This window comes from Mesorhizobium sp. M6A.T.Ce.TU.002.03.1.1 (assembly GCF_003997275.1).
GTDB classification, from domain to species: domain Bacteria; phylum Pseudomonadota; class Alphaproteobacteria; order Rhizobiales; family Rhizobiaceae; genus Mesorhizobium; species Mesorhizobium mediterraneum.
In genome coordinates, this window is the sequence record NZ_RZTI01000058.1 from 22,744 (window position 1) to 36,080 (window position 13,337).

General features: G+C 62.6%; 12 protein-coding genes. 3 read left to right on the plus strand and 9 right to left on the minus strand.

Going from position 1 to position 13,337, the window contains the following annotated elements; translation table 11 throughout:
- Positions 1 to 12 precede the first annotated feature (12 nt).
- The 3 genes from EOC93_RS18110 to EOC93_RS18120 form a co-directional block, all read right to left on the minus strand.
- Positions 13 to 897, minus strand: a complete 885-nt coding sequence (locus EOC93_RS18110) for an NmrA family NAD(P)-binding protein (RefSeq protein ID WP_127205294.1) — start codon at positions 895 to 897, stop codon at positions 13 to 15.
- A gap of 141 nt (positions 898 to 1,038) precedes the next feature.
- Complete coding sequence (locus tag EOC93_RS18115; protein ID WP_127205295.1) at positions 1,039 to 3,258, minus strand: molybdopterin cofactor-binding domain-containing protein; 2,220 nt, start codon at positions 3,256 to 3,258, stop codon at positions 1,039 to 1,041.
- Between the two features lie 3 nt (positions 3,259 to 3,261).
- Complete coding sequence (locus EOC93_RS18120; protein WP_127205296.1) at positions 3,262 to 3,714, minus strand: (2Fe-2S)-binding protein; 453 nt, start codon at positions 3,712 to 3,714, stop codon at positions 3,262 to 3,264.
- 242 nt (positions 3,715 to 3,956) lie between these two features.
- Between EOC93_RS18120 and EOC93_RS18125 the strand changes: the two genes are divergently transcribed.
- The gene (locus EOC93_RS18125) at positions 3,957 to 4,937 is read left to right on the plus strand and encodes an AraC family transcriptional regulator (RefSeq protein ID WP_127205297.1); all 981 of its coding nucleotides are present in this window, start codon (positions 3,957 to 3,959) and stop codon (positions 4,935 to 4,937) included.
- 24 nt (positions 4,938 to 4,961) lie between these two features.
- Here EOC93_RS18125 and EOC93_RS18130 read toward each other — a convergent pair whose 3' ends face one another.
- The 4 genes from EOC93_RS18130 to EOC93_RS18145 all read right to left on the minus strand — a co-directional run bounded on the left by EOC93_RS18130 (position 4,962) and on the right by EOC93_RS18145 (position 7,837).
- On the minus strand, positions 4,962 to 5,282 hold the full coding sequence (locus tag EOC93_RS18130) for a hypothetical protein (RefSeq protein ID WP_127205298.1): 321 nt from the start codon (positions 5,280 to 5,282) through the stop codon (positions 4,962 to 4,964).
- A gap of 4 nt (positions 5,283 to 5,286) precedes the next feature.
- Positions 5,287 to 5,595 carry a YggT family protein gene (locus tag EOC93_RS18135; RefSeq protein ID WP_095484982.1) on the minus strand — a complete coding sequence of 103 codons (309 nt, stop codon included), beginning with the start codon at positions 5,593 to 5,595 and terminating at the stop codon, positions 5,287 to 5,289.
- 107 nt (positions 5,596 to 5,702) lie between these two features.
- Positions 5,703 to 7,568, minus strand: coding sequence for a sodium:solute symporter family protein (locus EOC93_RS18140; RefSeq protein ID WP_126104410.1), 1,866 nt, complete (start codon positions 7,566 to 7,568; stop codon positions 5,703 to 5,705).
- Between the two features lie 14 nt (positions 7,569 to 7,582).
- Complete coding sequence (locus EOC93_RS18145) at positions 7,583 to 7,837, minus strand: DUF4212 domain-containing protein (RefSeq protein ID WP_095484984.1); 255 nt, start codon at positions 7,835 to 7,837, stop codon at positions 7,583 to 7,585.
- Positions 7,838 to 8,139: 302 nt separating this feature from the next.
- On the opposite strand from EOC93_RS18145, the gene EOC93_RS18150 reads away from it, so the two are divergent.
- On the plus strand, positions 8,140 to 8,772 hold the full coding sequence (locus tag EOC93_RS18150; protein ID WP_095484985.1) for a hypothetical protein: 633 nt from the start codon (positions 8,140 to 8,142) through the stop codon (positions 8,770 to 8,772).
- 62 nt (positions 8,773 to 8,834) lie between these two features.
- On the opposite strand, the gene EOC93_RS18155 is transcribed toward EOC93_RS18150, so the two are convergent.
- A complete protein-coding gene (locus tag EOC93_RS18155) occupies positions 8,835 to 10,964 on the minus strand; it encodes a DUF294 nucleotidyltransferase-like domain-containing protein (protein WP_245461487.1) in 2,130 nt (709 codons plus the stop codon).
- Positions 10,965 to 11,399: 435 nt separating this feature from the next.
- Positions 11,400 to 12,653 (minus strand): NAD(P)/FAD-dependent oxidoreductase, encoded by a 1,254-nt coding sequence (locus EOC93_RS18160; RefSeq protein WP_127205299.1) that lies wholly within the window; start codon positions 12,651 to 12,653, stop codon positions 11,400 to 11,402.
- Between the two features lie 290 nt (positions 12,654 to 12,943).
- On the opposite strand from EOC93_RS18160, the gene EOC93_RS18165 reads away from it, so the two are divergent.
- A complete protein-coding gene (locus EOC93_RS18165) occupies positions 12,944 to 13,336 on the plus strand; it encodes a hypothetical protein (RefSeq protein ID WP_127205300.1) in 393 nt (130 codons plus the stop codon).
- Position 13,337 lies beyond the last annotated feature (1 nt).

Here is a 13,337-nt window from a genome sequence, read left to right on the forward strand (position 1 = left end):
AACGCCGGGTCCTTAGCTGGCGACTGCGGGCTTCAGTACTTCCTCGCACCATTGGCGAAAGCTGGTGGGTGTGGTGGACTCAGGAGTACGCGGCTCGGCGGTATCGAGGTCTTCGTTCTTGGCCTCAAGCATGTCGACCATGGCCTGCGCGAAAGCCTCGGAGGCGCCGCGTTCGATGAAACCCGCTCTGAATGCCTCGAAGGAGACCTGCTCAAAGCGTACTGGTTTTCCCAGCACCTGCGACATGATCTGCGCCATGTCGTTGAAGGACAGGTCCTCTGGGCCGAGGATTGGGACACGGTCTTGTCCGCTCCAGGTGGGGTCGAGCAGCAGCTTGGCGGCGGCAGCGGCAATGTCGCGGGTGGCGCAGGTAGGGAGCTTGCGGTTCCCGGAGATTGGCCAGAAGAACATGCCCTGGTTCCTGATCGGCACCACCTGGCGCAAGATGTTGTCCATGAACGAAGGCATCGTCAGCGCCCGGTAGCTCACGCCCGTGCTCGCAATCAGATCGTCCATTGCCAGCGATGCCGACACATGTCCGGCCTTCCCGGCCACCGCCGTCCCGCGGCCAAGGGCCGACACCGCGACCACCCGTTTCACGCCCTGGCTCTTGATCGCGTCGCATGCCGGCCGGCTGAAATCCACATAGGCTGCCTCGACGTTCTCGGCGTGGACGTTTGGGGGCACCAGCCAGAACACGGCGTCGGCGCCAGCGAACGCCTCGTTGACGATGCCGATGTCGCCGTGCGACCCCTGCACCACCTCGACGCGCTCGCGTGTGTGCGAGGACAGACGGGAGGGGTCGCGCGCGATCACACGGATAGGCTCGCCGCTGCCGAGGAGAATCTCGAGGACTTGGTGGCCGATGCTGCCTGTAGGTGTGGTGACGACGATCATATGGATCTCTCACTTCGTGTCGTGACCGCATTTCGCGATCGACGGGATAGATCGCCCTCGCGTTCCCGGTCGATGGCGGTCGCTTGAATCATCCAGACGACCGCCATGAGCGCAACGAGGCGAGGGTGAGCACCTCCCAATTCAGGCGTTGAGCGCCGCCAGCACGCGCTCCGGCAGGAACGGATAGTGCCGGAGCCGCACGCCGCCGGTGAGCCGCGCCACCGCGTTGGCGATCGCCGGACCAATCGGCGGCAGCCCGACCTGGCCGATGCCCCCGATCGGTCCCTCGGGCGTTGGAATAACGGTGACGTTGATATCGGGTGCCTCGGACATGCGTATCACCCGATAGGTGTCGAAGTTCGTTTCCTGCACCTCGCCATCGACGATGTTGATCTGCTCGAACAACGCATGGCTGGCGCCGCCTGTGATCCCGGTAATCATCAGCGCTTCGATGTTGCGTGGCTGTATCGCTAATCCCGGATCGACAGCGCACCACACGGTGTGCACGCGGATCTCGCCGGTCTCGCGGTCAAGCGAGACCTCGGCGATCTCAGCGCAGTGGGAGCCAAAGGCATCGGAATAGGCGACGCCCAGCGCCCGCCCGTCGCGTTGGCGGTCCCATTCCGCCATCTGGGCGACGGTCTCGATGACCTTGCGCGCCCGCGGCTGGTCTCTCAGGAGCTCCAGCCGAAGCGTCACAGGATCGACTCCCTTGGCGGTGGCGATTTCGTCGATGACGCATTCGATGCCGAACCTGGTGTAGCCAACGCCGACCCCGAACCAGAAGCCGATATCAAGGCCGTTATCCCTACGGATATACTCGATCTGATGCGCAGGGACGGCATAGTTGAAATGCGCGCCCTCGGTCACCACACTGTCGTGGCCGCCTTCGCTCTCGAACAGTTGAGGCATCGTGCGGGCAAAAATGGAATCCGCCACGATGCGGTGCCGCCAGCCGACGATGTTGCCGTCGCCGTCGAGCCCGACCTGCACATGTTGCGCTTCGAGCGGCCGGTACTTGCCATGCTGGACGTCGTCTTCGCGGCTCCAGATGACCTTGACCGGGCGGCCCTGCACCGCCTTGGCGAGCGACACTGCATCGATGATGAAGTCGGCCTCGGCTTTGCGGCCAAAACCGCCGCCGAGCAGGGTGGTGTTCACCTTGACCTTGTCAGGGGTGGTGCCGGCCACCTCCGCGGCAAAGCCCTGAGTGCCGGTTGGGCCTTGCGTCGGCGCCCAGACTTCAACTGTATCGCCCGTCACGAGCGCCGTGGCGTTCATCGGCTCCATGGTCGCATGGTGAACATGGTCGCTCATGTAGTCGACCTCGATGAGAGTTGCGGCCTTCGAGATCGCGGCCTGTGCGTCGCCCTCCGCGGCAGCGTTGACCCCGGTTTGGGCGAGGTCGCGGCCAACGCGGCGATACTCTTCCAACAGCCGATCGCTGGTGTAGCTGCGGATCCGCGACGACGTGGTCCACACGATTTTGAGCAGATCCTTGGCCCGCTTCGTCGCCTCGACCGTTTCGCCGATGATGCCGACGCCGTAAGGCAGCGGCACGATGTGCGTGATGCCCGGCACGGTCCTGGCTTCGGCATCGTCGATGGTTGCCGGCTGCTCGCCCTGAACGGGCGCCCGCAGCACCGCTCCGTACAGCATATCCGGAAGCTGCACGTCGATGCCGAAGATCGCGGTGCCGTCGACCTTCGAGGGTATGTCGACACGCGGCACCGTCAGATTTCCGATATAGCGCCACTGATCGCTCGGCTTCAGATCGGCGTCGGTCGCCTGCGGCAGCGGATCCGGAAGCGCGCCGGCCGCGGCGACCTCGCCATACTCCAGCGAGCGGCCCGACCGCGCGTGCACGACCCGGTTGGGCTCCGTGGTGAGTTCGCTCACCGGAACGTTGAGCATGTCGGCGGCACTTGCCAGGATGATCTTGCGGGTCTGGGCGCCGACCAGGCGCAACATTTTATAATAGCCCCGCGTGGATTCGCTGCCGCCGGTGAGCTGCACGCCGTAAAAGCCAGGGTTGCCGTATTTCTCCGCGTCGGACGGAGCCTGGACGACGCGAACCTTTTGCCAATCGGCATCCATGTCCTCGGCGATGAGCAGCGGCAGCGTCGTCATGATGCCCTGCCCCATCTCGGATGCGGGTGACATGATGGTCACGGTGCCGTCGGCGGCGATGGTCAGCCAGGCGTTCGGCCGGTAACTGCCCTCGACCGCCGGCGCAATGCTGGCGCCCGAGGCATCCTGGAGCAGGCCTCCAAACGCAACTGCGATGCCGGTGGCGCCGACCGTGATGAGGAAGCTGCGCCGCGAGAGCGCTCTGGTGTGCAGCTGCAATGTCTCGGTCATGGCTCAGGCCTCTCGTGCGGCGCGCTGAATGGCGCTGATGATGCGCACATAGGTTCCGCAGCGGCAGATGTTGCCGTCCATGTGTTCGACGATCTGATCGCGGGTGGGGTTGGGGTTGCTCTTGAGTAGCGCCGCCGCCTGCATGATCTGCCCGGACTGGCAATAGCCGCATTGCGGCACCTGCTCGGTGATCCAGGCCTGCTGCAGCGGATGGCTGGCATCCGGCGACAGGCCTTCGATTGTCGTCACCTCCATTCCGGCCACCTCCTGAAGCAGCGTTATGCAGGAGCGCGTCGGCTCGCCGTCGACGTGAACGGTGCAGGCGCCACATTGCGCGATGCCGCAGCCGAACTTGGTGCCGGTGAGCTTCAGATGCTCCCGTATCACCCATAGAAGCGGCGTATCTGGCGCGGCGGCGAGATCCACGGCCCGTCCATTGATCGTGAACGCTGTCATGTCTATTGTTCCCTAAACTGGCGCGATCTTCTGATTTCTTCCGGTGATAATGGCACTTTATCCGCATTATCCGTGGATTTTTCTGTGGTATCTGCGGATATGACATCACAAACATTTCAATGATTTGATCGTTACTTCGGATTTAGCCACATTGCCGGAGACGTTGTTATTAAATACCCTGTTGAGGAAATGCGATCTATGCTGTAAAGTCCGTATTATCTTCGCAATCGTCCGGGACGCCCATGGATCCGCTCTCAGATGTGCTGTCGCTGCTAAAGCCGCGCAGTTATGTGTCCGCCGGCTTCGACGCGGGTGGAAACTGGTCGATCCAGTTCTCCGACCAGCACGAACTTATCAAATGCTACGCTGTGGTTTCCGGCGGGTGCTGGCTGTCAGTGGAAGGCGTTGCCGATGCGGTGCGGCTGGAGAAGGGGGACTGCTTCGTGCTGCCGAGCGGGCGGCCTTTCCGCCTCGCAAGCGACATGACTTTGACGCCTGTCGGAGCCGGCACGATTTTTCCCCCCGCGCGCGCTGGCGGCGTCGTGACGTATAATGGCGGCGGTGATTTCTTTCTTGTCGGTAGCCGCTTCGCTGTCAGTGGCAATCATGCCGGCATGCTGCTGGGCATGCTGCCGCCCATCGTGCATATCCGGAAAGAAACGGATCAGGCGGCGCTGCGCTGGTCGGTGGAGCGGATGATGCAGGAACTGCACGAGCCGCAGCCGGGCGGTTTCCTGGTCGCGCAACACCTCGCCCACATGATGCTGGTTCAGGCCTTGCGCCTGCATCTGGCGGAAGGGCTGGGAGGTGGCGTTGGGTGGTTCTTCGCGCTGGCAGATAGACAGATGGCTGCTGCGATCAACGCCATGCACGACGATCCGGCGCATCGCTGGACGTTGCAGGAGCTGGCGGAGCGTGCCGGCATGTCGCGATCGACCTTTGCCCTGAAATTCAAGGAGATGGTTGGGACGTCGCCGATGGAGTACCTGACGAACTGGCGAATGCTGTTGGCGGGGGACAGGCTGGCAAATTCCAGCGACCCAATTTCCGTCATTGCCCTGTCGCTCGGCTACGAATCCGAAAGCGCCTTCAGCACGGCCTTCAAGAGGGTCATGAACTGCACACCACGGCAATATGGCCGTGGCCGGAACCCCGCTTCCCCTTCAACGTTCAACACGCGCCCAGAGGACACGGCCGCTGCCCGCTGGCTGAAAGCCGGTTGATCCGACCCGAGCCGAAGGGAAATCTCAGCCGCCGCTTAGCGCCCGCACCACATTCGGCAGCGCCGGCAGCGTCAACAAAACCGTGCAGGCAAGCCAGATAGACGAAACGACGATGCTTCTGGGCTGCGCCGACCAGCGCTCATAGAGCGCGGCCGGCACGCCGGCGAGCATGATGGTTATCGTCGACAGGATCAGCGCACTTGCCATGTAGACGATCTGACTTAGGGGGGGCGCCCAGGCCGGATACCAAACCGGATAGAACAGGAACACCATCAGCACCCAAGGCGAAAAGATACCGTTGACGATTGCGACCGCCATGACAGGCACAAGAGCGTTTCTGTCCATCGCCTCAACCCCCCTGTGAAGTCATCGGCGCGATGCCGAAATTGATCAGCAAGACGAGATAGCTGATGCGCAAGGCCATAAGCCAGAGCACGCTGAAGACGATCACAACCGGCTGGGTCAGGATCGACGGCGTGACGGTCCGCACGATCCGCAGGAATGGGTCGGTGACGGTCTTGAAGAAGCGCCAGATGTAGTTGTCCCAGCTTTCGGGCACGAAGAGGCCGAGCAGGAGACGCCCCATCAGCGTGTACATCACCGCGGCAAGGATGAAATTCGGTAGGTGGAAATACCAGTAAGACCAGAAATCGTTCATGTGGATTTTCCAAGGAGCGGCGGCGCCGCGTTATGCCAGCGACGCCCCCGAAATGAAAGCGGGGTCCGTCGCCGGACCCCGCCTCGAGCGCCGATCGCTATGCGAGATCAGGCGATCTTTTCTTCCATCATCTGCTTGCCGCGAGGCACACGGATTTCCTCGATGAAATCCTGCATATCCCGGGACGGCGCCTTGGTGAGAAGGCTGACGATGATCATCACGGCGAAGCCCACCGGCAGACCAAAGGCCGCCGACGAAATGTTCTTCACGCCCCACCACAGTTCCATATTGGGCGTCGCCTTGTCGAAGTCGGCGCCGTACTGCGTCATGACGAGATAGAAGATGGTGATGCCGAAGCCAGCGATCATGCCGGCGACAGCGCCAGCCGAATTGGCCCGCTTCCACCAAACGCCGAGCACCAGGGCTGGGAAGAGCCCGCCGGCTGCAAGCGAGAACGCCCACGACACCATCGACAGGATGTCCGACGGCTTGGTCGATGCGACGTAAGCAGCCAGCACCGCGACCATAACCAGCAAGATGCGCGACACGATCAGACGCCGCGACGTCGGCGCGTTCTGGTCGATCATCTTGTAGTAGATGTCGTGGCTGAGCGCGTTGGCGATGGCCAGCAGCAGGCCGTCCGCCGTCGACAGCGCGGCGGCAAGACCACCGGCGGCGACGAGGCCCGAGATGACGTAAGGCATGCCGGCCATTTCCGGCGTGGCCAGCACGATCATGTCGGCGTTGAGGTTGATATCGGCAAACGAAAGTGCCGTCACGCCCTTTTCGGCGCAGGCCGCGACGATCGCCGCGGTGTCTGTCGCCGCTTTGCCGCAAATCTGCACGAGCGTATTGTCGGCAGCGGCCCAGCGCATCATCCATCCGGCTTTCTCCGAGATGTTTTCAGGCGTCAGGCCGGACGCCACCAGGTCGAGCATCGTCCACTTGGCGAACGCCGCATAGGCGGGCGCCGTGAAGTAGAGGATGAAGATGAACAGCAGCGACCAGGCGACCGAAACGCGCGCCTCACGCACCGACGGGGTGGTGAAATAGCGCATCAGGACGTGCGGAAGTGACGCGGTTCCGACCATCAGGCAGAGGATCAGCAGGAAGTAGTTCTTTGCATCATAGCCACCATGCACGAATGGCGTGATGTGGTGCACCGTGATGCCCTGCGCCGTCTCAAGCGCGGTGATGTTTGCCAGCGCCTGGCCCTGCATCAATTGCGGGATCGGCACGCCGGTCTTCACCGTCGACATCCAGATGACAGGGATGAGATAGGCGATGATCAGCACGATGTACTGGGCGACCTGCGTCCAGGTGACGGCGCGCATGCCGCCGAGCATCGAGCAGACCAGAATGCCGGCGAGGCCGACATAGACTGCGACGTTGAAGTCGATGCCAAGGAAGCGGGCCGAGATCAGCCCGGTGCCGAAAATCTGCGCGACCACATAGGTGAACGAGCAGGAGAACAGAACGACCACGCCGATCAGACGGGCAAGATTGCCGCCATAGCGCGCCGACAGGAAGTCGGGAACCGTGTAGGCGCCGAACTTGCGCAGATAGGGTGCAACGAGGATGGCCACGAGCACGTAGCCGCCGGTCCAGCCGAGCACGAAGCCGAGGCCGTCATAGCCGAGCAGGTAGAGCGAACCGGCCATACCGATGAAGGAAGCCGCCGACATCCAATCGGCGCCGGTCGCCATGCCGTTGTAGAGCGCCGGCACGCGCCGCCCGGCGACGTAATATTCGCCAACATGCATGGTGCGGCTCAGGACGCCGATCACCGCGTAGATGACGATGGTAAAGCCCATGAACAGGTAGCCGATTACAACGTTTTCGACACCCAAGGCGCTCAAGATAGCCATCAGGATGATGAAGGCTATGAAGCCGCCGGTGTAGATGCCGTAGATGCGGCCGAGGTTGGAGGTGAAATCGCCTCCGCCTGCCGTAGTCGCTGTCGTGTTAGCCATTGAAGCCCCCCCGATCATTCTTCATTGACATGATGCTCTTCGTCGATCGCGTTCTGGCGCCGTGCGAACCAGAACAGCATGACGACGAAGGCGATGAGCGAGCCCTGAGCGGCCATGTAGAAACCGAGCGGAAAGCCAAAAATGACGATGGTGTTGAGTTGCTCCACGAACATGTGGATGACGTAACCGAAGAACACCCACAGTCCCAGCATGACGAACATGAGACTCTTGGTCTTGTTCCAATAACTTACGCGGTCTGGCGTCGCCATAGCGTTGAACCTCCCTTGGTTGGCAGCTTGCGAACCGTCTCGAGCGCAAGGCGCCGTTTAAAGCTTGCCTCTTCCGCTAGCGCGGAAGTCCTCCGGCATATGTTGCGGCCAGGTATAGAATCAGCCGACCGTAACTTTATAGGAGTAACACTTCTTGCCGCTGCTGTTCATACGACTTTAGAATCGGTGGGAGGACTGGAGAATTGGTGAGAGGACTTGAATCGGTAAGAGGGCTGGCGGTGCGGCGTGGCGGAGGCTAAACGGTTAACATCGGTTGGAAACAAAACCGAAGGGAGAGCGCCATGGGCCTGCTGAACGATTTGTTGCCCGAGTTCCTGCGCAAGCCGCAACCGATCGGCAGCGTCGGCGAACTGGCTGACTTCATGGATTCGCGCGCCGCCTTCCTGGCGCAGAAAAGCATCGTCGAGTTCTGCCGCGTCAGGGCAGGGGTCTACTGGCAGAAGCTGTTCAGCGAGAAGGAGTTCCAGGCGGCGCTCAACCATTCACGCTGGCGCGCCTACCCTGCGTGCTATGCCATCGTGGCGGAAATGGTGGAGGGCGCGCTGCGCGAAACTGCCGGCTTGCGCCAGCGGGGTCTGCCGGCGGCGCTGGAAAAAGTGGCCCTGGCAAGCTTCTCCAAATATGCCGTTCCGGAGGGCTCGCCCCCCACTTTCTGGGAGGACGCCGCCGAGCTCACACGTCAGCGCCTCGCCGCCACGCAGATCGGCCCACCGCGGCCGGTGCGCGAAATCCCCGAGCCGCTGGCGCGCACGGTTTTCGAGATGGTCCCGATCCACCCCAATCTCCTGACCAACGACTACGACTACATTTTCAACTTCCTGAGAATGAATCTGCTGCGTGCGAATGAGGATTTCCTAGAGCAGGCTGACCGCAGCGCCCTCGTCGACGAACTGCTTGGTGCCGCGCGCATCTGAGCTTTGTTCCTGCCGATATCCAGGGCTTCGCCTTCGGCCTTGCACTGTCCGAGCGTCGCCGGCTATGCGAACATCAGGTCCCGCACCAGGTCGGGTGCCGACTGAAGGCGCTTGATGAGGCTCTTGAGCTCTATTTGCTGCTCGCGCGTCAGGGCATTGACCTCGATGCGGTTGGATACCGGTATACCGGCGTAGATGTCATGCGTCTGCTGAGCGAGCAGCAAGCCGATCAGCATGGCATGACCAGCCAGCATCGCCTTCATGTCGCGCTCGCCGCCAATATCCAGCGCGATTAGTTTCTCGAGCCGGGCACGTGTGCTCCGCTCGCGGATGCCATGGCGAATTGCAAGCGTGCGTGCGGTCGCGACGATCGGAAAAAGCCCATGCTTTTTGATGTTCAGCCGGCCATTTTCAAGCTGAAAGCCGCCAAAAACAGTGAAGGGATTGCCGGTTGTCATCTGCTCGCCGAGAAGCTTCGCGAACACCGGTTCGGCGTGGCCACGGTCATACGCATATTCGATGAACTGTGCGGCCAGCGTCGTGTCGCCGTGAACCGGCCGCAGATCGTAGACGATATCGACGTTGAGCAGGTCCTCCGGCCGTAGGCGGCGAACCCAATCTTCGACGCGCGCCTTCCAGGTGTCGAGACTTCCGCGGAACGCGGCGTTCGTAGCCATTACCCCGCCTTTGCAATACGGCACGCCTGATATGTCGAGCATGTCGGCGAGCTTGGCGCCGAGAATTTTGAACCAGCTGTCTTCGGGTCCATCCGGCTCGCCATCTGCGAAGACGATTGCGTTGTCCTGGTCCGGGGCCATCAGGCTTTCGCCACGGCCACCCGAGCCGAGCACGAGCATGGCATAGGCGCAGGGCGGCGGGCCGTGGCCTTCGATTAGCATCTGTTGTTCGGCAAGCACGGCGGCGCGGCGGGTAAGGGAGCAAAGTTCGTCGCTGATGATTTCCGCCACCACGCGCGGGTCGATCGCCTCGCCGATCAGCGAACGCACCACGCCCGGCAGCATCGACCAGGTGGCCGCCAGCTCGGCGGCGTCCTTGGCATGCTCGATCGTGTCGTCGAGATCGATGGCCGCGGCGGCGCGGAGCCTCAGCAGGTCACGCGACGAAAGCACGCCGACCAGCATGCCGCCGTCATCGCGGACGGCGAGGTGGCGGACTTTCAGCCGATCCATGCGGCCGATCGCCCGATAAGCGAAGGCGGCGGCGCGGATGCTTATCAGCGGTCGCGTTGCGATGCTTGCGACCGGCATGTCAAAGGCGCGCTCGGCGTCGGACGATATGCGGCGCAGCAGGTCACGCTCGGTAACGATGCCATAGTCCTCAATCGGCTGATCCGGCGCTCCTCGGTCGGACACGAGGACCGAACTGATCTTGCGCTTCACCATGAGGTCGATGACCTGCCTTGTCGGCTTAGTCGACTTCACCACGACCGGCGGGCCGCTCATCAGGCTGCCGACGCGATGGCGATAGGCATAGGGATCAACCGGCTGAAACGCGGGAGCCTGGGGTCGCGACACCGGCTCGGCCCAGCCGGCGCGATGGCCGGCTTCGAGAGCGTCCGAAAGGGCAAGGCAGGCGACCTCTGCCTCTCCGAGTGTTCGGATGTTGCGCTTGCGCAGTTCCGGAATCAGCGCGGCAAAGATGTCTCCCGCCGCGATCGCATCGCCCAGAGCCGAATGGCGGCCAGCTATCTCCAGGCGAAGCCAGGCGGCGATCGTTTCCAGCGAATGGTCTGCCAGATTGGGATTTGCTATGGTTGCAAGAAGCCGGACGCACAGCGCCCGAGGCTTTTTCCAGGGCAAACGGGCGCGTCGGCATTCGCGCTCCCATACCGCCAGATCGAAGCCGATCGAGTGGCCGACGAGGATACGGTCCCCGACGAACTCCTGGAATTGCGCCCATGCGTCCAGGAAGGTCCCGGCCCCGTCAACATCGGCATCCGTGATGCCGTGGACGAGCGAGACCTCGGACGGGATCGCTTCGCCGGGATCGATGAGGAGATCGAGCTGCCGTTCCCGGACGACCTTGCCATGCGCGATGCCGATCGCGCCGATCTGGATCACGCGTGCCTTTGTGGCGTCGGGCCCGGTTGTTTCGGTGTCGACGGCCGCAGCCGCAATTGCTATCAGCGGTGTCGCGCCGGTCGCCGGCTTCAATTTCGTCCCTTTCGGCATAGCCGATAGCATTCCTCTGCCGGATGTCCCGGCTTGCCGAGACAGCGCTCTGTCGATGCCGGAAAGGTCGATCTTGCTTGCCCTGCAGCATAGCCGATCCTAGAGAGAAGCGCGGGCCGCGAAAAGACGTTGGCCGCGCAAGTGGAGGGCGGCCGCGATGTCGGCTGTAATGCGCCACAAGCGGTCATTGGGGTCCTCGCCTATCTTCGACTAGCTCGGGCCGGAAGTGGGACCGATCGCTTCCAGCGGTAATCATAGCAGACATTCAGTCGTGCCGGAGCGAAGTTACTGGCTGATCGTTGGGGGCCTTTGCCTTCGCTCAGTGGGAACGTCGCTAAGGGGCGAGACGTGACCCTGATGGCGGCGCAAGGCGGTGGCTGGCGATCTGCCGGCTTCTGACACTAATCCCGGCCCTGACTGTCAGGAGCTTCTTGACTATGCCAAAGGCGGCCACGAATGCCTTGCGATATGTTCGACAAGGCGAGGTGCTTCCTCGGCGATCGCCAAGATGATGCCTGACTTGCGTGTGGAGGCGAAGTCCAGCCCTGCGAAGTAAAGGCCCGGCAGGGCGGCCACGCCATCCGCGTGAACAGGCTGTCCCGCGCTGTCGAGCGCACCGGGAAGCCTCATCCAACTGAAATCGCCCCTAAAACCCGTGCACCACACCACGCTCGTTACGCCGGAGCGGGAGAGATCGAGTGAACCGATCGTCGGGTTCGGCTGACGCATCGCGACCGTCTCCGCCGGGTCGGGCTCCGCAACGGGTGCATCGATCCCGGCGCGGCTGATATAGTCGTCGACATGGCGTTTGACATTTTCGGAGGCTTCATCCGCAAAGCGGGCATTCGCTTCGAGATCGTCGGCGAACGAGAGGCTGCCGCCATCCTCGATGCCGGTGAGGCGCCCAAGAAGCACGACACCCTGGGCGCTCAGCGCCTGAAGGCTTATCGTATGCATCGACCCGAGCACACCACGCGGCGGGATGCGTCCCGCAAATCGAATGACTTCCTCCCGGCGCACGTCGAGAAACCCACTTTCGAGCAGCCAGACCATGATGTCGCGACCCCGGTAGCGCCGTGGGAGCCGTCCGACACGACTGGTCGCAAGGAAGACCGTTCGACCCACGTCCGCCAATTCCTCCGCGATCTGAACACCAGATTGGCCGCCTCCGACCACCAGCACCGCTCCATCGGGCAGATCGGCAGCGCTGCGGTAGCCGGAGGCGTCGATCTGGTGGAGAGCTGGCGACAACGCGGTGGCCCAGACTGGGCGCACCGGACAATTCAGGCTGCCGCTTGCGACGATCACATTGCGCGCCCAAAGCGTGCCGTGTGAGGTGGTCAGCCGATAGGCGCCATTCTCGTGCGTGAGTTCGCTTACCGCAGTATCCGGTTCGATCGGCAGCGCGTTGCGCCCGGCGAAATCCTCAAGGAGAGTGACGAACTGATCGCGCGTCAGAGCACCATCCGGATCCGGACCGTCATAGCAATCACCCGGCATGACGGTCTGGACGTTGGGAGTATTCATCCGAAATGAATCCCATCGCTGTGTGCGCCAGGTCTCTCCTATGCGGCCCCGCTCCAATACGGCGTGGCGCAGGCCCCGTCGCGCCAGCCAATAGCTGACACCCAGGCCGGCCCAGCCGGCCCCGATGACGACAGCATCGAGAACATCGCCGCCGTCAGTCATTTGCTGCGGTGATCTCATAATCGCCCCCCGGCAATCTCGCCAGCCCCGCGCAGCATTAAGCCCTGTCCATGGCAATGAGTCCAGCACCGCCGATTTCCGCCGCCGGCCGCGTCGATGGCCAAATTTTAGGCTGTGGCGCTCGCAAAGTGCGCCGGTCGGTCCGGAGCTGCGCCCGCACGTCCATCCGAATCCCGGAGGTTCACCCGTCCAGGCGGCATATTCGCCTTAAAGTGATTTGATACGGTCGAAGCGCTCGCACATTGTCGGCCAGTTTGTTGCCGAGGCAGCCGATGGACGAGATCAAGCGGGTTGCTGTGGGATGCATCGGGCGCGCCGTTATGTTCGGATCGCTTGCCATCGGCTGTGTCATGATCGGCTTCTCCTTCAACCCGGTATCCGCCTTCCGCGCCGGCGCGTTCCTCACGCTGACCATGGTTCTGGCGTTGATGTGGAAAGCCACGACCGCAGGCAGCAAGAATCCCAAGCACACCGAAGTCTGGCTCTATCTCGACGAGAAGTCGCGCCCAGCCGATGGCCCGGCGCGACGGGTGTTTGGCACCATCATGAGCGACGTTTACAAACTCTACGCCCGGATCGCGCTCGGCGTTGCGGTCGGCTTCTTCCTGGTGTCGCTCGTGCTGATGCTGTTCGGTCTGGAAGCTTACAGGCCGCCCAGCAGATAGG

Coding starts and splice junctions, on each gene's coding strand:
- EOC93_RS18110 (WP_127205294.1), bottom strand. CDS start 897: ATGATCGTCGTCACCACACCTACAGGCAGCATCGGCCACCAAGTCCTC.
- EOC93_RS18115 (WP_127205295.1), bottom strand. CDS start 3,258: ATGACCGAGACATTGCAGCTGCACACCAGAGCGCTCTCGCGGCGCAGC.
- EOC93_RS18120 (WP_127205296.1), bottom strand. CDS start 3,714: ATGACAGCGTTCACGATCAATGGACGGGCCGTGGATCTCGCCGCCGCG.
- EOC93_RS18125 (WP_127205297.1), top strand. CDS start 3,957: ATGGATCCGCTCTCAGATGTGCTGTCGCTGCTAAAGCCGCGCAGTTAT.
- EOC93_RS18130 (WP_127205298.1), bottom strand. CDS start 5,282: ATGGACAGAAACGCTCTTGTGCCTGTCATGGCGGTCGCAATCGTCAAC.
- EOC93_RS18135 (WP_095484982.1), bottom strand. CDS start 5,595: ATGAACGATTTCTGGTCTTACTGGTATTTCCACCTACCGAATTTCATC.
- EOC93_RS18140 (WP_126104410.1), bottom strand. CDS start 7,568: ATGGCTAACACGACAGCGACTACGGCAGGCGGAGGCGATTTCACCTCC.
- EOC93_RS18145 (WP_095484984.1), bottom strand. CDS start 7,837: ATGGCGACGCCAGACCGCGTAAGTTATTGGAACAAGACCAAGAGTCTC.
- EOC93_RS18150 (WP_095484985.1), top strand. CDS start 8,140: ATGGGCCTGCTGAACGATTTGTTGCCCGAGTTCCTGCGCAAGCCGCAA.
- EOC93_RS18155 (WP_245461487.1), bottom strand. CDS start 10,964: ATGCCGAAAGGGACGAAATTGAAGCCGGCGACCGGCGCGACACCGCTG.
- EOC93_RS18160 (WP_127205299.1), bottom strand. CDS start 12,653: ATGACTGACGGCGGCGATGTTCTCGATGCTGTCGTCATCGGGGCCGGC.
- EOC93_RS18165 (WP_127205300.1), top strand. CDS start 12,944: ATGGACGAGATCAAGCGGGTTGCTGTGGGATGCATCGGGCGCGCCGTT.